The organism is Fictibacillus macauensis ZFHKF-1, from assembly GCF_000269865.1.
In the GTDB taxonomy this organism is placed as follows: Bacteria; Bacillota; Bacilli; order Bacillales; family Fictibacillaceae; genus Fictibacillus_C; species Fictibacillus_C macauensis.
In genome coordinates, this window is the sequence record NZ_AKKV01000026.1 from 151,038 (window position 1) to 171,087 (window position 20,050).

The following is a 20,050-nucleotide window of genomic DNA, read 5'->3' on the forward strand; positions in this document are numbered from 1 at the left end:
TACGATTTCATTGTTTCTTTTGCTTTATGAGTTTGGCATTTCTAATTGAAAATGGTCGTACGCTAAAGCGGTTGCTACTCTTCCTCTAGGCGTTCGTTGAATAAAGCCAATTTGGAGTAAGTAGGGCTCATAAACATCTTCAATAGTGTGCGTTTCTTCACCAATGGTGGCTGAGAGCGTTTCAATACCAACAGGACCACCTTTGTATTTGTGAATGATCCCCTCTAATAATTTATGGTCAATATGATCCAAACCTAAACGGTCGACCTGGAGCATCTCTAATGCTTTCATCGCAAGTGCCACAGAAATCTCTTCTGTGCCTTCAACTTGTGCGAAATCACGAACCCGTTTAAAGAGGCGATTGGCGATCCGCGGCGTTCCGCGTGAACGACTCGCAATTTCTACCGCTGACTCATCATCAATTTTCATGTTAAAGACACTTGCCGTTCGTACGACAATTTCTTGTAAATCACGCGTTCCATAAAATTCTAAACGAGAAAGCACACCAAAGCGGTCGCGCAATGGCGACGATAATGAGCCTGCTCGTGTAGTGGCTCCTACTAGCGTAAAAGGAGGCAAATCAAGGCGTACAGAACGCGCTGTTTCTCCTTTACCGATCACAATATCAATAAAGAAGTCTTCCATCGCTGAATAGAGCACTTCTTCCACTGCTCGCGATAGCCGATGTATTTCATCAATGAAAAGGACATCACCTGGCTCAAGCGCTGTTAAAACAGCGGCTAAGTCTCCTGGGCGCTCAATGGCCGGGCCGCTCGTAGACCGAAATTGCACACCCATTTCATGAGCAATAATGGCGGCTAACGTTGTTTTCCCAAGTCCCGGAGGACCATACAATAAAACGTGATCGAGCGGTTCATTTCTTAACTTTGCGGCTTGAATAAAGATGGCTAAGTTTTCTTTCACACTGTGCTGTCCAATATATTGTTGCAACCATTCTGGTCGAAGACTTAATTCAAATGCATCTTCTTGAGAAGAGTTGCCGGATACGATTCGATCATCCAAAAAAGATCACGCCCCTAATGATTCACTAGCTTCTGTAGCGCTTTTCTTATGTATTGGTCCGTCGATAATTCTTCTTGTTTTAGCGCTGGGAGAACCTTATTAATTTCTTTTTTTGCATAGCCGAGGGCAATAAGCGCCTCCACTGCTTCATCAAGCTGTTCGGATACGCTAACTGGCTCCATGGCAAATAAGCCTTCGCTTGGTGCCTCTGCAAAAAGCGTTAATTTCCCTTTAAGATCAAGAATCATTTGTCGAGCGGTTTTCTTACCTACACCTGGAAACTTAATAAGAAAGGCTTCATCTTCGGCTTCGATTGCTGTAATCACTTGATCCGGCTGACCAAATGCCATAATCGCTAAGGCCCCTTTTGGACCGATTCCAGATACATTAAGGAGCTTTAAAAACAAATCGCGCTCTTTGCGCGAGCGAAATCCATACAATGCCATAAGATCTTCACGTACGTAGTGATGCGTATACATCGTCTCTTCTGTACCCACTTCATATACGAATGGGTTGGGACACATCACTTGATAGCCTACGCCATTAACGGTAAGCACCGCATAGCCTGCACACACATACGTAATTTTTCCATTCAAATGTTCTATCAATTTTCTTTCTCTCCTTACATGTAAAAAGCGACCATACGTTTCTGTGAGTATTGTAACATACCGCCATCCAAAATGGGGACTAATCACCATGAAAACTAAAAAAAAGAGAACAGAATAGTCTGTTCTCTTAACGATTGTTTTCGAAAGGACGCTTGACAGCTTTGCCGAGATTGCTGCCCGCTTTACCGATATCCGTCATAATGCTTTTGAAGTCATTTTTGAATTCATCGGCAGCTCTACCATTGGTTAACCCAAGATCAACATTTTTAATGCGGCTAACGATGGAACGGTTTGCCGTCACGTGAACTTTCATGTTCGGAACGATGTCTTTCACTTTGCGATAGACCATTCGTTCGGCGTGACGTGTGTTCTTATCACTTGTCATAAATCCGACAATGACGTTGTTATCACGAATAATAACATGAGCATCGTCTATATGACGCATATGATTGACACGTTTTGTAATCTTTTTGTCGAGCGCACCATTATAGTTTTTATGGTACACGACATTTTGATTATTATAATCCATCATGTTGCCGTCATTCATGTTGTCCTTATGGTTGGAATAGTAGCCAATTGGCCTCACGTCATTATTGTTGTTTCGATCAAGGGCACCTTTTTTATTACAGCCGACAAGACCACACGCTAACGTAAGAACCGCCATACCACTAATGATTTTTTTGTTCAATGGAAAAACCTCCTTTCACCACTAGAATGGCAATCGGAGGCTCTTTTTAATCTGTTATATAAAGGTAATTCCATCATGAGTGATGCATAATTTGCGATTGAAGTGCTTGAATGTAAGCGCGACGGGTTGGTAAATCTGAATCGGTAAAAGCTATCATTTCACGAATTTTTTCCCTGCCACCTTCAAACGCCCGATTCCATTCTCGATATAAATCAGTCGGAAATACAAGCGCTGTTAAAAACCATTTCTTTTGCATAAGTTGTTCTAAATAGTGACTTTTGCATTGCCGCAGTATATATGGTGACCATTGCCAGTAGGGCATGATGCGGTTAACATACTGCAACACGTCATATTCATGAGGAACAACAGAAAAAAGATCATAATCAATTAAGATAATCTCTTGTTCATCTAGGCGCATAAAATTATGTGGTGCCACATCGCCATGACACACTTCTCCACGCTTGCGTGCAGCGTTTTCTAGCAGGTCTATTTCCTTCTTATCAAGATGATGTAACGCCCATTTCCCCCAAGACAGCATTTCTTCAAAAGCAGGTTTCAATGACTCAGGATACGATTGTTGCTGAACATTTTTCTTAAACGCATTTAATCGTTTATTCCACTTTTTTAAGAGCGAATACGTCGATAACACCGAATGGTATTTTTCGGATGAAATGACGCTTTGTTCATGAAATTTTAAGATCGTATGCAAGCCTTCACGAACGTCTGTTTCATCATTTAAATCCAGTTCTTTGCCGTTATAAAACGGCATCATACACCAGTACATGCCATCATAATGATGGACTTTTGAGCCAGATGGATACGAAATATATACTGCCATCATCGGATGATTTTGCTTACTGTACCATCTTGAAAGCTTTAGCTGTTCATAATAATCGCGCTCTTTAGAAAATCCTTTTAGAACAAAATTACCCGCTTTCGTTTCGATAATACAAACATTATATTTTACAAAATAGTAATTTTTAATATCTAATCCTTTTTCCGTAAGACTCTCTAAAAAACCCCGGTTTTTTTTAAAGCCCTCCTGATTTCCGTTAGTTCTCATTAGCGTCGCTTCGCCCTTGATCAAAGTTGTACGTTTGGAAACGATTTCCTTGATTATGGCCTGTTGGAGGTGGATATTCTCCGTACATTTGCGTACTTGGCATGTGCATCATGCTTGAGGACTCTAAATGATGCTGACCGGTAGACATACCTTGTTGCCCTTGATATCCCTGATAGCCCGGATACCCTTGATACCCTTGATAGCCTGGATACCCTTGACTGTTATACACTGGCTGCCCGCCTCCAGTTGGATACGGTTGTGATGATTCTAACCATTGCTGTTGCTGCGTCGTTCCCGGATATGCTTGCATCGTCGGTGTCCACTGTGGCCCTGGTTGCGCATGAGACGACTCCATATGCGCATAACCCAGTCCTCCTTGCTGGTTACCGCCACCGGTCATCGGCATCGGGTGGTGCATCGGCGCCATGTGAGACGACTCCATATGGGCATAGCCCAATCCACCGCTTTGCTGATAACCACCACCATAGTTCATGGAATTCATGGGCATTGGCTGATGCATCGGCTGGTGCATCGGTTGCGCCATCGGCATTAGTGCACAAGAGTGATGACCATCGTGTGGCAGCATAATGTAATGCGAACCAGGCATCATGTTTGGCGGTGCTACAGCAGCTGGTGGCATCGTTTGTGCCGGTTGTGCCGGTTGTGTTCCTAACATTTTTCCATAAGGCGCGGGAGCTGGAGCGGGTATCGTTGCTTTTGGTAACACTTGTGGAGCAATTGTCCCTGTTTGTTGGAACATCGCCGGTGCTCCTTCGTACATGTGCTCCACGATGGATGAAGATTCCTTTTTTAAGAATTGCTTTTGCGGTTCTTTTAACGGCAGTATTTCAGGTGAAAAATAAGCGGGTGCTTTAGACGGCTGTACCTCTTGCTTTTGTAACATCGGCTCGCCGAGTTTCATATGAGACGACGATTCCAATTTCCCTTTGCTTTTTGGCACAGGCATTACGTGTGATGATTCTTTCCCTTTCATCTTAGGAAGCAATTGTTGTAATAGTGATCCTTTCTTTGCTGGCTCACTATCTTTTTTCATTTCAACGTCTTTTTTCGGTAGAACAGGTGCAGCTTTTGGTGTGGAAATGGGGGCCGGTTTAGGTAGTGGCTTCGGCTTTGGTGTTTCCTGCACCGGCATTTTCGGCATTTCTTTTGGTGCTTTCTTTTCCCCTCGTGTTACAGGCACTTCATACGACGGAATCTTCACTTTATCTCCGCGTTCGATGCTTTCCATCGAGAGACCATGATTTGCTTTTCTTACGTCATGAACGGACACGCCATATTTATTAGCGATCTTTTCAATCGTTTCCCCTCTTTGAACGATATGGATTCTCACGTAAACAAAACTCCCTCCTGCCAATATTTCAATACAGTATATGAACATTTGGGCATTGTGCTACTACCTAACTTGCTGTTAAAAAGGTATGCCTAAATGAACGACTGTATGACTTTAGAAGGAGGGAGCCTCTTATACGCGCTCTAACATTCGCTGAAGCGCTTTTACTGCATAGTGAGTTGTTTCCTCATTAACCGTAATTTTATGATAGGTTGGATTCTGCTCTAACTGCTCTAATGCATAAGCTAAATGGGGTAAATCAATTCGATTCATCGTTAAACAAGGACACATGTTAGGATTAAGCGAGATGATTTCTTGATCGGGATGATTCTTTCTTAATCGATTTACTAAATTCATTTCGGTGCCAATGGCCCATTTCGTACCACTTGCCGCCTTTTCAATCATTTGAATAATATAATGAGTAGAGCCATTATAATCTGCCTTTTGCACAACTTCATGGCTACACTCTGGGTGCACAATAATCTTCATAGCAGGATCGCTCTCACGAAGTGCAGCAATATTTTCTACGGTGAATTTTTCATGAACGGAGCAATGTCCCTTCCATAAAATCACTTTAATCTTTTCAACGTCCCCCTCATACTCTAACTGTTCTGTATCTGGGTTCCATACCGCCATTTCTTCGAGAGCAACGCCGAGATCATAGGCTGTATTGCGGCCTAAATGCTGATCTGGTAAAAATAACATCCGTTCTTTTTGCGTAAAGGCCCATTCTAGCATTTTACGCGCATTAGAAGACGTAACTGTTGCGCCTCCATATTTACCACAAAATGCTTTAATCGCGGCTGTTGAATTCACGTATGTTAACGGTAAAATCGTATCTCCAAATAACGCCTGAAGCTTTTCCCACGATCGTTCTGTTTGATGAATCGTTGCCATATCAGCCATTGAACAACCGGCTCGTAAATCAGGCAAAATCACCGTTTGGTCTTTTGTTGTTAACATATCGGCTGTTTCAGCCATAAAGTGAACACCACAAAAAACGATAAACTCAGCCTCTTGATTGAGAGCAGATTGCTGCGCTAACTGCAACGAATCGCCTGTTGTATCGGCAAACTGAATCACTTCATCTTTTTGATAATGATGACCGGGAATAAATAACCGCTTCCCCATTTTTTCCTTTACTGCCTGCACCCGCTTTTTTAGCTCATCTTCACTCATCGCATAGTAAGACTCAGGAAGAAGTGATTGTTGTTTGAATGCTTCTAAAATGCTCATCTTTTACGCCTCCCAAATAATTCAAGCTAATATCAAGTGATTTTGCCGAGTGTGTTAACATACCAAGTGAAATATAATCAACACCCGTATCCTGAAATAAATGTAACGTTTCCAGTGAAATGCCTCCAGACGCTTCTGTTACAATAGAGGGTGACACGTACGTTCGCCATTCTGTAATTACTTCTGGCGAGGCATTATCAAACATAATCACATCCGCTTGTGCCGCTACAGCTTCTTTCACTTGTTCTAACGTTTCCACTTCTACTTCTACTTTCACCATATGTCCTGTTGCTTTTTTTACCTTCGCAACAGCTTCCGTAATACTACCTGCTTGGGCGATATGATTGTCTTTGATCATAACAGCATCATATAAACCGAAGCGATGGTTATACCCGCCACCACATGTTACCGCATATTTTTCGAACATTCGTAAACCCGGCGTTGTTTTTCTCGTATCACAAATGCGCGTATGCTTACTGTTAAGCGCAGCGACAGCTTGGTGGGTTAACGTTGCAATGCCAGACATACGCTGAAGGAGATTTAACACAACACGTTCTCCACTATAAATCGCAGCGGCTGGGCCTTCTACTTCTGCAAGCGCTTGCCCTTTCATGACTTCCTCACCGTCTTTCACAAAACATGACACGCGACAACGGGCATCCAGTAAGGTAAATGCTTCCTTAATAATGGCCATGCCCGAAATGATGCCTTTTTCTTTTGCCACTAAGCGAGCCGCCGATCGATCATCTTCATGAAACAAGGCCGTGCTTGTTACGTCCCGTTCTCCTAAATCTTCAAGCAAAAATACTTTGAGCTGCTCTTGCAATTTTAGTCTGTTCACCGTCTTCTCTCCTTCTATAAATTTGGTGCTGATTCCATGTTTCTCTCATCGTTGGATAATCCATTCGATAATGAGCACCGCGACTTTCTTGACGCTCATAAGCGGACAAGGTGATGAGTCTACCTACATGCAACATATTTAACGTTTCAAGCGTCACTGTATCCATCGCCATCGTAGGTGCATACGCTTCATACGGCGCAAAAAAAGCAAGCGCTCGTTGTAAGCCTGCTTCATCACGAACGATGCTCACGTCCTTACTTAAAACGTCACGAATGGCAGCTGCTGTCGGCAACGGACCCATGGGTTGCTCTTGCGTTGAACTGCTTAGCGCATGCCGTTGTTCTGCTTTTACAGTTCGTGATAAAGACGCAATATACAATGCTGTCTTCTTAGCAAAAACAATGCCTTCAAGTAAAGAGTTACTAGCTAAACGATTGGCGCCATGAACGCCCGTTCGCGCTGCTTCACCGACCGCATACAATCCCGCAATGGACGTTTGACCACATGCATTCGCCACTACACCACCCATCGTAAAATGCGCACCAGGCGCAACTGGAATGCGTTGTTGATGCAAATCAACATTAGCATCACCACACAATTTTGTAATGGCAGGAAAACGTTTTGTGAAGTTTTTCACTTTTGAAATATCAAGAAAAACAGCGTCTCCGTTAGCGTAATAACGAAAAATTTCACGAGCCACAACATCACGTGGCGCTAAATCACCAAGTGCGTGTACACCGTCCATAATGTGCTTGCCGTCTTTCGTTACTAAGCGCCCCCCTTCGCCTCGGACCGCTTCCGAAACCAAACCATAACAATGCCCCTCTTGCATAAGCATCGTTGGATGAAATTGAATAAACTCTAAATCAGACAGAAGCGCACCTGCTCGATAAGCAAGTGCTATACTATCGCCTGTAATTGAGCGATCATTAGAGGATACTTCATACAAGCCTGCTGCTCCACCTGCCGCTAGGACGACATGAGATGCATGATACATCGTCACCTCTCCATTCGCATGCTTCGTCCAAGCACCAACGCATCGATCCGCTTCTATTACTAGATTTCCGACCATCTCATATTCTTTCAATGTGACGTGTGCTTTCACACGTTGCTGCAATGTATCTATTATTTTCTTTCCTGTTTGATCCCCACCAGCATGAACAATGCGATGCTCGTGATGACCTCCCTCGCGTCCTAAAGCAAGTTTGCCACATTCATCGCGATCAAGTGGAACATTCCACGATTCTAATAGCGCAATCGCTTCTGGCCCTTCTTTTACGAGTAATTTCGTAATGCTCTCTTCGTTATGAAAATAGCCTGCTTGTAACGTATCAAAGAAGTGCGCTTGCCAATGATCCTCATCTCGTTGAACAGCTGCAATGCCGCCTTGTGCGCGATAAGAATTACTATGGGTGAGCGCTGACTTTGTGAGAATTGTCACATTCATATGGTTTCGTAAAAAATCGGCTGTCATGAGACCTGCAATGCCTGAACCGATTACTAACACGTCGGTAAATTCATGTTTCATGGGAAACCCTCCAAGTTGTAATTTACAGGTGTCTTGACACTTATATTTACATACTATTACACTAATGACAAGAGTTTTTAAGAAAATTGAGGTGACAACACAATTGATTTATTTGGATTATGCTGCTACAACACACATGTCGCAAGAAGCGTTAGATGCTTATTATGAAACAGCTTCAAACTATTACGGCAATACAGCCAGTTTGCATGAAATCGGTACGGTTGCTCAAGATTTATTACAGATGGCGCGCTCTACTCTTGCCCGCGCTATCGGTGATTTTGATGATACGGTTTACTTTACAGGCGGAGGATCTGAAGCAAACTATTTAGCGCTTACAAGCTTAGCATTCGGTCAACAAAGCAAAGGAAAGCATATCGTTACCTCTCCTCATGAACATCATTCTGTGAAACAAACGTTAGCGTACTTAGAGAGTGTGGGCTTTGAAATTAGTATGATTCCAATTGATGAAGCGGGGCAAATCACTCCTGAAACCCTTACGAGCGTACTTCGGCCTGATACGATTCTTGCTACAATCGCTCACGGCAGTAGTGAACTCGGTATTATTCAACCTTTAGAAGTGCTCGGACCACTCTTAAGCACTCACGGTGTTCTTTTACATGCAGACTGTGTGCAAACATTTGGCAAGCTACCAATTGATGTTTCTACTATGAACATTACGGCTCTTTCACTTTCAGCACATAAAGTTCATGGACCAAAAGGAGTAGGCGCTCTTTACCTTAATCCGAAAGTGAAAGCTACCCCGCTTCTTCAAGGATCGACGCATGAGGGCGGTGTTCGGCATGGTACGGTAAACACGCCAGGGGCGGTTTCTTTTGCTACTGCAGCAAGCAATGTCATACAGGGTATGGTAAAATGGAAAGACCATGTAGAAGGGTTAAAAGAGCTATTTCTCTGTGAAACAGCGCATCTTAAAGGGATGGTTGTAGAAGGAACACCGCACACAACATTACCACATTATGTACCGCTTCGTTTTAAAGGGATTGAGGGGCAGTATATGATGTTAGAACTCAATCGTCGCGGCATAGCTGTGTCGACTGGCTCCGCATGCAAAGCAGGGTATCATACCCCACCTGCTTCCTTATTAGCTCTTGGACGCTCGGTATCAGAGGCTCATGAATTACTTCGAGTTACTTTTGGCTTAGCCACAACAGCAGACGATATACGACAACTCTGTACGGCCTTATCACACATTTCAGAGCACTACTATACGCTAACTACTTTAGAACGACTTTAAAACAGAAAGTGAGGTGAAGCTGCTACGAACAGCTCGTAGCAGCTCAACACATTGGATTCACCGAAACGACAAAGCCACCTTCGAAGAGAACAAATTCTTCATATTTTAAAAGCAAGCTCGCTGCCCATTAAGGGTGGAGAACTAGCCAACCAAATGAACGTAAGTCGCCAAGTCATTGTAGGCGATATTTCCTTATTGAAAGCTACAAATGAGCCGATTATTGCAACGAGTCAAGGCTATATTTACATTCAAAAAGAAGAAACACGAGCGCCAGCTACACGTTTAATTGTTTCAAAGCACTCGAAGGAACAAACGAAAGACGAGCTGTTTACGATCGTCGATCACGGCGTCACGATTAAAGACGTAACCGTAGAGCATCCTGTGTATGGCGATTTAACAGCCTCTCTTCGCTTAACGAGCCGAAAAGACGTGGAACAATTTCTAGCTCAACTATCGCATACAAATGCAACGCTTTTAAGTACGCTAACAGACGGCGTTCACATGCATTTGTTAGAGGCATCATCTATGGAGATCATTGAACGGGCATGTGAAGATTTACAAGCCAAAGGCTACTTATTACAAAATGGAGAATAACCAGGGACTGTCCCCGGTTGTTCTCTTTTTTATGGCACAAAAAAAGAGTATAAAATCGCCATGATTTTTATACTCCGTACAAAGAGGACTTTACGCGCCTGTCCCAACAATTTCAACTTGTTCAACAACTTCCATCTCTTTTAAGGCGGCTAGTAGTTCTTGAACTTCGCCTTTTAAGTTGTTTGTTTCAATCGTTAAGGTGACATGTGCTCTGCCTTGAAGAGGAATGCTTTGATTGATTGTTAATACATTACAACCAACAGAAGCCACCATCGTTAATAAGCTTGACAGAACGCCAGAACGATCTTCTAAGTGAATAGATAGCGTAATAATTTTTTCTTTTACCATCGTATGAAAAGGAAACAAACCATCACGGTATTTATAAAAAGCACTTCGACTTAAGCCCACTTTTTCAGCTGCTTCACCAATGGTCTTTACTTTGCCACGCTCTAGCATTCTTTTCGCTTCTAACGCCTTTAGCATGGAATCAGAAAGCAAATCCTCTCTTACCATATAAAATTGTCGTTCTTTCATATGTAAAAGCCTCACTTTATCGTTTTACGTTTCATAGATAGCAAATAAGCCGCTTGGGTAAGCAGCCTATTCGATAAACTCAAATTCATATTTCAGAACGCGAATGGTATCACCGTGTTCTGCACCTTTTTCACGTAACGCTTCGTCAACACCTAATGAACGCATTTGACGCGCAAATCGTTTCACCGATTCATCACGTGTAAAGTCTGTCATCTTAAAGAGCTTTTCAATGCGAGCACCATTAAGAATAAAAGTACCTGCTGAATCACGCGTAATATAGAAGCCAGCATCTTCTTTTTCATGACGATACAACACACCTGTATCTTCTTTTTCCTCGTGAGAAAGTGGGAATTCTGGTGTTGTTTCTAAAAGTGTCGCTGTTGCATAAAGCACTTCTTTTAAGCCTTGACGTGTCACTGCTGAAATCGGGTACACCGGAATGGACGCATCAATTTTTTCTTTAAATGCTTGAAGGTTTTCTTCTGCGCCAGGAATGTCCATCTTGTTAGCAATCACAATTTGTGGACGCTCAGTTAAACGCATGTTATATTGCTTTAGCTCTTCGTTAATTTTCACGAAGTCTTCGTAAGGATCGCGCCCTTCCATTCCTGACATGTCAAGAACGTGTAAAATAACGCGCGTGCGTTCAATATGGCGAAGGAATTGATGGCCAAGTCCAACACCCTCATGTGCGCCTTCAATCAGACCCGGAAGATCCGCCATTACGAAACTACGACCATCATCTACAGAAACAACCCCGAGGTTCGGTGTAATCGTTGTAAAATGATAGGCAGCAATTTTCGGTTTTGCCGCTGAAACGACGGAAAGAAGTGTTGATTTTCCTACGCTCGGGAAACCAACAAGTCCAACATCTGCAAGGACTTTAAGCTCCATAACTACTTCACGTTCTACACCTGGTTCCCCATTTTCCGCTAATTCTGGTGCTGGGTTTGCTGGTGTTGCAAAACGTGTATTTCCTCGTCCGCCACGTCCACCTTTTGCGACGATTGCGCGTTGACCGTGATAAACTAAATCAGCAATTGTTTCGCCTGTCTCTGCATCGGTAACGACTGTGCCTGGGGGAACTTTGACGATCATATCTTCAGAATTTTTGCCGTGCATACCTTTTGACATCCCGTGTTCACCACGAGGTGCTTTAAAATGCTTATTGAAACGAAAATCCATTAGCGTTCGTAAGCCTTCTTCTACTTCAAAAATAACATTTGCGCCTTTACCGCCGTCGCCACCGGCAGGTCCGCCGTTTGGTACGTATTTTTCACGGCGAAAAGCAACCATTCCGTTACCGCCGTCGCCGCCTTTAACGTACACTTTGACCTGATCTACGAACATGTTTGCTCGCCTCCTTCTTGTTGGTTTTCTTTACATGTGCGCTTGTAGCTCTACATTGATGACACTCTCTGTTGGATGAACATAGCTTTCGATAACTCGCCACTTTTTATGTGCTTGCCACTCGGTGAGCGCACCTGAAAACTGATCACGATGCAATAACGTTCCTTCTAGCGTGAACGTTAACATTGTGACCGCTTCTTCATTAAAAATGGTTAACGTTAGCTTATTTTCACTGAGCGGATCTACCGCTTCATTTAACAGGGCAATCAATGATTCACAACAATGCAATAATGGTGCTTCTATTTTGGATAAGTCTTTTACTTGTCCGGTTACTTCTACACTGAGGACAATTGGATACTTTAACCAGTTATACGTGATAAGGAATTCTGCAAGTTCTGGAACGTTTATATTCATCAGATGCGACTCATGACGTGATGACTGAACAATAGCAGCAATAATCTCTTCTACACGATCAGTGCGACCGAGCGACAAGTTTGTTTTAATTAACTGCAAATCATTAAGCCAATCGTGCCGTGCATGTCTTACCACGTCTAAAGTAGACCATTTTTTCCTTTTACCCATACTCGCGCTCCTGTTTTCAGTAATAAAAGTGTCCTTCTTTAATGCTTATTTTTTACGATACAAAAGAAAAAGCTCTAACCAACCCGGTTAGAGCTATCTTCTTACGCTTCGTTTGCGATTGGATATACACTTACTTGTTTGCGGTCGCGTCCTAGGCGCTCAAAACGAACAACTCCGTCCACTTTCGCAAAAAGAGTGTCGTCACCACCACGTCCAACGTTCGTTCCAGGATAGATTTTCGTACCGCGTTGACGGTAAAGAATTGAACCACCTGTTACGTGTTGACCATCTGCTCTCTTCGCGCCAAGGCGTTTAGAGATGGAGTCACGTCCGTTCTTTGTGCTACCTACTCCCTTTTTGGAAGCAAAGTATTGAAGGTTTAATTTTAGCATTCGTTCCACCTCCTCATTAGGTGTTCTTGCAGAGAACTACTTCTCTTGCAGTGAGATAAAACGGCCATAGCCGTCTTCAATTGTTTGTAACGAAACAACCATACCTTCTAAAAGAAGTTGTACTTTTTCATCAATATGGTTAGAAAGATGCAAGGGTGTTCGATAGGCTAAGTAACCCCCATCCTCTCGTGTTTCCACTTCGAGGGGAATGTTACATAACGTTTCGATAGCATTTAAAGCACCAAATGAGACTGCCGAAGCAGCTGCACAAACCAAATCTGTTCCATATGGACCAGAATCAGCATGTCCACTCATTGTAAATGACGAAATGCGACCTCTATCATCTCGTTGAACTGTAACCTTAATCATTGGAATTAACCGTTGATTTTGTCGATTACAACTTTAGTGTAAGGTTGACGGTGACCTTGTTTACGACGGTAGTTCTTTTTAGCTTTGAACTTGTAAACGACCACTTTCTTACCACGGCCATGTTTTTCAACTTTACCTGTAACAGTTACTCCATCAAGAAGTGGAGCTCCTACTTTAAGGCTGTCTCCGCCGACCATAAGAACATCCTCAAATGTTACTGTTTCGCCTGCTTCAACGTCTAGTTTCTCAACATAGATCGCTTGACCTTCTTCAACTCTTACTTGTTTACCACCAGTTTGAATAATTGCGTACATCTCGTGCACCTCCTTGTAGACTCAGACTCGCCATGACAGGTGCGACTAGCGCTTAAAAACCTGCTTCTGTGCGGTTGGAGCGGGTGCTCCAATAAACTAACAGAAGAATCATATCATGTTATACCGTGCTATGTCAACGTTCTCTTTGAATTCTCTCTTGAATTTCTGTTACGGTTCCAAACTGTCGAATATGATAAGAATGCTCGCCGCGCGTAGCTACTTTTGTTAAGAAAATACGCAGTCTTGTCGCTGCTTCAAGCTTTTCAATATCCGCTTGCAGGTAGTCAAAAACTTCCGCTGAAGCTTCAATCCACAAGGCATCATAATCTTGATATTGATACGTCATCATTTCGTGTGAAGCTTGTTCGCTAACGGTCGCTGCTGACAGGAGACGTCCGGTCCCACCGCATGCAGCGCATGACTCTGTTTGATTTTGCAAAAGAGAGCGCCGCTCTTTTTTGCGCGTCATTTCAAATACACCCATCCTTGTAAAACCATGAAGAACCGTTGTTGTGCGATCGCGTGCTAGCCATTTTGCAAACTCTTGTTTTACCGTACGCTGATCTTCTTCTTCGTTCATTGTAATGAAGTCAACGACAATCATGCCTCCGATGCCTCTTAAACGCAATTGTTGAGCAATTTCTTTCGCCGCTATAACATTCGTTTGCAACACCGTCTCACGTCGGGATTTCTTGCCCGTAAATTTATCAGTGTTCACATCTATAACAGTCATCGCTTCGGTATGATCAATTTTTAACGAGGCACCGTTTTTTAACCAAACATGAGGCTGCAGCGCTTTTTCCCACACCGCATCCACTTCATAAAAGGCGGAAAGCGACATGCGTCCTTTATGTAACGAGATGCGCGCTTTTAATGATGGAAAAGGTTCAGCCAATTGCAACAAGCGTCGATATTGCAACGGATCATCGACAATGATTTCTGTATTGCGTTCAAAGGCATAATCACGAACAAGCTTACTCAGGACATCTTCTTCATCATATAAGAGAACAGGCGCTTTCTCTTTCTCGGCTTGTTGCACTAATAAACGATAGCGTTCCACCAAACCATGAAATTCATGATGTAGTTCCTCTTCTGTTCGCTCTACACTCGCAGTTCGGAATATTACACCATCCTTCCCTTTTACGAGTGACTGTCCAAACGTACGCCATTTTTCTTTTTCTGCGCGACTCATTTTCTTCGATACAGCAATATGCGAGGCTTCTGGAAGGAAAACAAGACAAGAGCCTGGAATGGACAGCATCCCTGTTAGTCTCGCCCCTTTCCCTCCTTCTTGCTCTTTTACGACCTGAACAAGCAATGAATCGCCTTCTTTTACAAAAGCGGAAATTGGCTTATGCTGTTCCCCTCCTTGCGCCAGCTTTGCTTCTTGATAGCTTGGCAAGTCATCGCGATGAATAAACCCATTCTTCTCACCGCCAATATCAACAAACGCAGCTTGCATGCCCGGAAGTACTTTTTGCACACGACCGCTATAAATATTACCAGCTTTAGCATGTTCACTTCTTTCCTCAACACGTAGCTCCACTGCTTCGTTATTTTCATACGTTGTCATTCGCTTCGTCTCTGTTCTACAATCAATGATTATTTTTCTCTCCACAAAAAAAATCCTCTCTTCGAAAACGATTGTTACTAGTTTACCGAAAAAGAGGACCAATTGCACATTTTACTTGGTTATGTGAAAAAAAAGCGTGTAATACGCGCTCTTCTTCGATCAGTGTTTGCTCATAAACTCCTTGAATAACAATCAGATGAGCGACGCCTTTTCGAAAACGATCCAACACTTCGCTTAGCGTCATCTCTGCTGAGACATGCAGTGGTTTCGTAACAACGCGCTCATGTGCGATTGTGCGCGACATCAAAAAACGCATAAAAACAAAAGGACGGCGTTTCCACTCAATATAATGAGAAATCGCAAGAAAAGACGCAATAATCCAAAGGTTGGCATGCAGTGGGTTTTGAATTAAAAAATAACAGAGAAGACTGCTAGCGAGTAGGGCAGAACACGCTAAAAAGAGTGATTGCGCCTTTTTATACGGCAAACACATCGTCATCGCAGTAAAAACAAGCTTTCCACCATCCAATGGCCAAATCGGCAACAAATTAAAAAGCAGCAAAGTCACATTAATGGTAAGAAACCATTGACCGTCCTCTCCCCACCATCCCATCTGTATACACCAAAAGGTTACTGCCAACAACCAGATGTGTTGCAGCGGACCGAGCAAGGCTACAATGACTTCTTCTTTTGCCGGCCGCGTCCCATGCTCTTCTACTTCCAATACGCCTCCAAATGGAAATAACTCCATTTTTTTTATGTTCCAACGAAAGTAAGCAGCGCCTACGTAATGTCCCACTTCATGAATGAATACAGCAAGAAACAAATAGAGAATTTGCCGAAAGTGCCCCGTCATAATAGCAAGCATAATAACGAGCCAAAAAAGCGGATGGATTTTCAATTTCTTCAAGAATAAACGAACGTTATTCAAAACGAATCACCTTACTCGGATCTATAAATTTATCATCCTTTTTTAACGCAAAATAAAATTTTCCTGTTTTTCCATCTTTATTCGGAGAAACCGTACCAAGCGGCTTTTCACTTTTCATATACGTATACATTTTCACCGAAGAATCAATGCTCTCAAGCATGCCATACCATGATTCTTCTCCATTACTATGTTGAATAATTACCGTTTTTCCTAACTTCTCTTTTGTGCCTGCAAAAACAACATAACCTTCTTTTACTGTATCAACTTGAGAGGATTTGTTCGTTTCCATCATAATTCCTTGCCCATTCGCTGCAAAGGATTCATATACTTTCCCCGATGCCGGAACAGCATAGGGCTCTTCTGTTGCAACCGCTGCTTTCTTTGGTACAGCTGTTTCAGGCTTTTGCTCTGGTAATAAAGCGAGCGTTTTACCAAATGTACCTTCATACCAATTTTTAACAGAAGCAAATTGGAATTCAGTGACAAACATTTTCTTTACATAGCTTTGTCCAGACTGAGCTTGCTCACTTCCATTTTTAAACAACACACCGACTCCTAGAAATAAGCATAGCGAAACCATCATTTGAAATAAGAAAAATGAACCATTAAAGAAACGAGGACGTTTACGCTCTTCTTGCCCGTTCTGTGACAGCATAGAATTGCTGACGTAGGGCCGCTTTACATCAGCTTCCGAAAATCGTTGCTCATATTTCTTTCGTACTTCATCTGCGCGATTCCTCATCATTCATTCCTCCGCTTTTCATCCATTTCCTTCATCTTATGACTTGTCCGGAGAGCTTATGACTTGCTTTTCACATAAAAAAAAGCCTCCATCCATCAGGACGAAGGCAGACAAAGAAGGCACAACTTATTTCATACCAAGCAACAGTTTAATTTTAGAGAAAAAACCTTTCTCCTCTTCAATCGCTGTTAATGGTACTGATTCTCCGAGTATGCGGCGAGCAATGTTACGATAAGCAAGTGATGCTTTACTTTCTGAGCTTAAAGCAATCGGTTCTCCCTTATTAGCGGCTTTAATGACACTTTCATCATCGACAACGACGCCAATTAATTCAATCGCTAGTATAGTCACAATCTCATCCACGTCCATACTATCGCCACTTTTGGAAAGATGAGGGCGCACGCGATTAATAATTAACTTTGGCGCTGCTACCTCTTCATGCTCTAATAAGCCAATAATCCGATCAGCATCACGTACGGATGCCACTTCCGGATTCGTAACGACGATTGCTTGGTCAGCGCCAGCAACCGCATTTTTAAAGCCTTGCTCAATGCCAGCGGGACAATCGATGATTACATAGTCATAGTCCTGTTTTAGTTCAGCAATGATTTTTTTCATTTGCTCCGTATTAACAGACCCTTTGTCTTCTGTCTGCGCAGCTGGCAATAAATACAAACATTCAAACCGTTTATCTTTAATAAGTGCTTGATGCAAGCGACAGCGTTCTTCGACTACATCTACAAGATTATAAATAATACGGTTTTCAAGGCCCATCAGTACATCAAGGTTACGAAGGCCAATATCTGTATCGACGAGACAAACTTTTTTTCCGGAAAGGGCGAGGGCTGTACCGATATTAGCAGACGTCGTTGTTTTTCCAACGCCCCCTTTTCCAGAAGTTATGACTATTGCCTCTCCCATGATTCATTCCCCTTTCTATCTATAAACGATTCAAGTTGGGCCTGATTCTATGTATCTTTCTAATGGTGTCAATCTCAATGCGATTTTCATCATCAGAAATAAACGCACATTCCATTTCATGCCCGGTTGTTTCATACTGGTCGGGTGCTAGACTTAGCACATCAGCAATGCGTAACTGACTCGGTCTCATATCCGAAGCCGCAATAATTGTCTCGCGGTCGCCGTCACATCCGCTATGGGCAATTCCTTTAAGCGAGCCAAGAATGAAAATATTGCCGGTGGCTTCTACTGTTCCTCCAGGGTTCACATCCCCAATGAGCAGTAGATCACCTTGCACACGTTCCACTTGACCTGAACGAACAATTTTTGAGGCGCGGACAATTTGCGCTTCTTTACGCAAATGTTCGGCCTCTTCCACCGTCATAACGTTGGATTCTAATCGTTTAATACGCAAATTATCGCGTTGTTCAATAATAGCGGTAATTTGCTGTCGTTGCTCTTCTGTTACGTAGCGATTGCCAGTTTTGACAACGACCGAGAAGAGTGGACCATTTAACAATTGACTGTTCGCATCTGATAACTTGCTATTTAGTTCTTCAATAAGCTGACTGTATGCGCATAGATCATCCAATAGAAGGACGAGGCCGTCTTTCGTGCCTTTGATCGTAACATTATGTTGGAGTTTTTGTGTCATTGCCATCATTCACCTCAACATACTTTCATTCGGCAACATATTGGAAAATCCTCTTTCCTCAGCCGTTTTCGTTCATCGTTTTTCGAAGTAATTTCATAAACGGGTAATAAAGCAAAATGGTAAATACCATATTTAAAATAAGTGTACCAATTAAACGGTCATACATAAATGCCTGAATGCTGCCATGAGCAACACCGACAAGTGTATTGAGGCCGTAGACGAGAAACTCTAAACCCGCAACGCCCCCAGCACTTAACACAACCGCAATGAGAAAGTTACTAAACATATAGCGAGATAAAACGGTAATAAGATACGCGACAAGTGCTGTTGAAAACATATAAATACCAATTAAATCCGTATACATAAGATCGGTTAACAGTCCGAAAATCAACGCATAAATAAGACTCACGCGCGGAGGAAGATAGCATGCCATTAGCACAATAAACACAAATGAAAAGTGTGGAATCAGTATGTATGAATATCCGTAATGTTCTGGTGTTACCGTTTGGATCACTGTTCCTTCAATAATGAATGCTAAGTAGGTGACGAGCGGTAGAATGAACTTACTCATTTCGCCACCTCCTCTACTGCTTTAAATTGATTTACATCAACGGGCTGCATACGACGATCTAAGACCATCACATGATCTAAATTGTAAAAACCAGCCGCTGGTTTAACGTATGCTATTTGCGTATCATCACTTTCATCCTCAACAACTTGATCAACAGTTCCAATCAAGACACCTCTTGGAAAACCTTCCCCAAGACCTGAGGTAATAACCTTTTGCCCTTTTGCAAGCGCTGTTTTACTAGGAAGCTTTGAAAATACAAGCGCTTGTTTCTTTTGATCGTACCCTTCAATCGTACCAAAGATCCGTTCTTTACCTTCTACAATTGCAGAAATATTATTGTTTTTACCATTATCATTCATTAGCTTAACAGTCGAATGAAACATGGACACTTTATCAATGCGCCCAATTAAACCTTCTGGTGAGACAACAGCCATTTCTGTTGTAATGCCATCGCGCGATCCTAGATTAATAGAAACCGATTGATTCCAGCGGTCGGGTGAACGCCCGATAATACGCGCATCACGGACTTTATAATCCGTTAAATCTGCTGGTTTTTCTAGTTTGTTTTTTAACGAATCATTTTCATTTTTTAGCTTTTGGACATCCTGTGATACCGTTGCGTATTGCGCTAATTTAGACTTTAACGTCTCATTTTCACTGTACATATCTTTCATATCGGCTATGTTCTCAAAGAAACCCGCTACAGAATGAGCGGGTTTATACAGTAGTGATTGACTTGTGCCAACCACATCATTTAAAAATTGTTCCGGCCACGTTAATTCTTCCCGATCTTTCATCGAAAAACCGATCATAGCCACCAACACGATGATACTTACGAGAAGAACAATTAGCCGCTTGTTGGAGAAAAACTGGGGCATGATCTAAACACC

Annotated in this window: 23 protein-coding genes and 1 other annotated feature; of the genes, 2 read left to right on the top strand and 21 right to left on the bottom strand. The window is 42.6% G+C overall.

The window, feature by feature from the left end:
• Positions 1-24: 24 nt before the first annotated feature.
• The 8 genes from ruvB to nadB form a co-directional block, all read right to left on the bottom strand.
• Positions 25-1,023, bottom strand: a complete 999-nt coding sequence (gene ruvB / locus A374_RS11265) for a Holliday junction branch migration DNA helicase RuvB (RefSeq protein ID WP_007202337.1) — start codon at positions 1,021-1,023, stop codon at positions 25-27.
• A 14-nt stretch (positions 1,024-1,037) separates the two neighbouring features.
• Positions 1,038-1,631 (bottom strand): Holliday junction branch migration protein RuvA, encoded by a 594-nt coding sequence (gene ruvA / locus A374_RS11270; RefSeq protein WP_007202338.1) that lies wholly within the window; start codon positions 1,629-1,631, stop codon positions 1,038-1,040.
• A gap of 127 nt (positions 1,632-1,758) precedes the next feature.
• Positions 1,759-2,319 carry a YhcN/YlaJ family sporulation lipoprotein gene (locus tag A374_RS11275; protein ID WP_007202339.1) on the bottom strand — a complete coding sequence of 187 codons (561 nt, stop codon included), beginning with the start codon at positions 2,317-2,319 and terminating at the stop codon, positions 1,759-1,761.
• Between the two features lie 73 nt (positions 2,320-2,392).
• On the bottom strand, positions 2,393-3,382 hold the full coding sequence (locus tag A374_RS11280; RefSeq protein WP_007202340.1) for a phosphotransferase: 990 nt from the start codon (positions 3,380-3,382) through the stop codon (positions 2,393-2,395).
• Positions 3,372-4,733: a LysM peptidoglycan-binding domain-containing protein gene (locus tag A374_RS11285; protein ID WP_007202341.1), complete on the bottom strand. Its 1,362-nt coding sequence runs from the start codon at positions 4,731-4,733 to the stop codon at positions 3,372-3,374. Before A374_RS11285 ends, A374_RS11280 begins: the two co-directional genes overlap by 11 nt.
• A 132-nt stretch (positions 4,734-4,865) precedes the next feature.
• On the bottom strand, positions 4,866-5,969 hold the full coding sequence (gene nadA / locus A374_RS11290; RefSeq protein ID WP_007202342.1) for a quinolinate synthase NadA: 1,104 nt from the start codon (positions 5,967-5,969) through the stop codon (positions 4,866-4,868).
• Positions 5,926-6,810 carry a carboxylating nicotinate-nucleotide diphosphorylase gene (gene nadC / locus A374_RS11295; RefSeq protein WP_007202343.1) on the bottom strand — a complete coding sequence of 295 codons (885 nt, stop codon included), beginning with the start codon at positions 6,808-6,810 and terminating at the stop codon, positions 5,926-5,928. Before nadC ends, nadA begins: the two co-directional genes overlap by 44 nt.
• On the bottom strand, positions 6,764-8,338 hold the full coding sequence (gene nadB / locus A374_RS11300) for an L-aspartate oxidase (RefSeq protein WP_007202344.1): 1,575 nt from the start codon (positions 8,336-8,338) through the stop codon (positions 6,764-6,766). Before nadB ends, nadC begins: the two co-directional genes overlap by 47 nt.
• Positions 8,339-8,441: 103 nt before the next feature.
• Between nadB and A374_RS11305 the strand changes: the two genes are divergently transcribed.
• Complete coding sequence (locus A374_RS11305) at positions 8,442-9,593, top strand: IscS subfamily cysteine desulfurase (RefSeq protein ID WP_007202345.1); 1,152 nt, start codon at positions 8,442-8,444, stop codon at positions 9,591-9,593.
• Between the two features lie 51 nt (positions 9,594-9,644).
• Positions 9,645-10,187, top strand: a complete 543-nt coding sequence (locus A374_RS11310) for a transcription repressor NadR (RefSeq protein WP_007202346.1) — start codon at positions 9,645-9,647, stop codon at positions 10,185-10,187.
• Between the two features lie 90 nt (positions 10,188-10,277).
• Here A374_RS11310 and A374_RS11315 read toward each other — a convergent pair whose 3' ends face one another.
• From A374_RS11315 to mreC, 13 genes are all read right to left on the bottom strand, one after another.
• Positions 10,278-10,721 (bottom strand): ACT domain-containing protein, encoded by a 444-nt coding sequence (locus A374_RS11315; protein ID WP_007202347.1) that lies wholly within the window; start codon positions 10,719-10,721, stop codon positions 10,278-10,280.
• Positions 10,722-10,787: 66 nt separating this feature from the next.
• Positions 10,788-12,071: a GTPase ObgE gene (gene obgE / locus A374_RS11320; protein ID WP_007202348.1), complete on the bottom strand. Its 1,284-nt coding sequence runs from the start codon at positions 12,069-12,071 to the stop codon at positions 10,788-10,790.
• A 30-nt stretch (positions 12,072-12,101) separates the two neighbouring features.
• Positions 12,102-12,653, bottom strand: coding sequence for a Spo0B C-terminal domain-containing protein (locus A374_RS11325; protein ID WP_007202349.1), 552 nt, complete (start codon positions 12,651-12,653; stop codon positions 12,102-12,104).
• 101 nt (positions 12,654-12,754) lie between these two features.
• Positions 12,755-13,045 (bottom strand): 50S ribosomal protein L27, encoded by a 291-nt coding sequence (rpmA, locus tag A374_RS11330; protein ID WP_007202350.1) that lies wholly within the window; start codon positions 13,043-13,045, stop codon positions 12,755-12,757.
• Positions 13,046-13,081: 36 nt separating this feature from the next.
• Positions 13,082-13,414 carry a ribosomal-processing cysteine protease Prp gene (locus A374_RS11335; RefSeq protein ID WP_007202351.1) on the bottom strand — a complete coding sequence of 111 codons (333 nt, stop codon included), beginning with the start codon at positions 13,412-13,414 and terminating at the stop codon, positions 13,082-13,084.
• 5 nt (positions 13,415-13,419) lie between these two features.
• Positions 13,420-13,728, bottom strand: a complete 309-nt coding sequence (gene rplU / locus A374_RS11340) for a 50S ribosomal protein L21 (RefSeq protein ID WP_007202352.1) — start codon at positions 13,726-13,728, stop codon at positions 13,420-13,422.
• Between the two features lie 13 nt (positions 13,729-13,741).
• Positions 13,742-13,814 (bottom strand) — a sequence feature (ribosomal protein L21 leader region).
• Positions 13,815-13,861: 47 nt separating this feature from the next.
• Positions 13,862-15,346 carry an Rne/Rng family ribonuclease gene (locus A374_RS11345; protein WP_007202353.1) on the bottom strand — a complete coding sequence of 495 codons (1,485 nt, stop codon included), beginning with the start codon at positions 15,344-15,346 and terminating at the stop codon, positions 13,862-13,864.
• A gap of 37 nt (positions 15,347-15,383) precedes the next feature.
• Positions 15,384-16,232, bottom strand: a complete 849-nt coding sequence (locus A374_RS11350; RefSeq protein ID WP_007202354.1) for a M50 family metallopeptidase — start codon at positions 16,230-16,232, stop codon at positions 15,384-15,386.
• Complete coding sequence (locus tag A374_RS11355; protein ID WP_083842020.1) at positions 16,225-16,977, bottom strand: M23 family metallopeptidase; 753 nt, start codon at positions 16,975-16,977, stop codon at positions 16,225-16,227. The genes A374_RS11350 and A374_RS11355 overlap by 8 nt, the downstream gene beginning before the upstream one ends.
• Positions 16,978-17,100: 123 nt before the next feature.
• Complete coding sequence (gene minD / locus A374_RS11360; RefSeq protein ID WP_007202356.1) at positions 17,101-17,895, bottom strand: septum site-determining protein MinD; 795 nt, start codon at positions 17,893-17,895, stop codon at positions 17,101-17,103.
• Between the two features lie 19 nt (positions 17,896-17,914).
• Positions 17,915-18,589: a septum site-determining protein MinC gene (gene minC / locus A374_RS11365; RefSeq protein ID WP_007202357.1), complete on the bottom strand. Its 675-nt coding sequence runs from the start codon at positions 18,587-18,589 to the stop codon at positions 17,915-17,917.
• Between the two features lie 58 nt (positions 18,590-18,647).
• Complete coding sequence (gene mreD, locus A374_RS11370) at positions 18,648-19,160, bottom strand: rod shape-determining protein MreD (protein WP_007202358.1); 513 nt, start codon at positions 19,158-19,160, stop codon at positions 18,648-18,650.
• Positions 19,157-20,038 (bottom strand): rod shape-determining protein MreC, encoded by an 882-nt coding sequence (mreC, locus tag A374_RS11375; RefSeq protein WP_040340535.1) that lies wholly within the window; start codon positions 20,036-20,038, stop codon positions 19,157-19,159. Before mreC ends, mreD begins: the two co-directional genes overlap by 4 nt.
• Positions 20,039-20,050 lie beyond the last annotated feature (12 nt).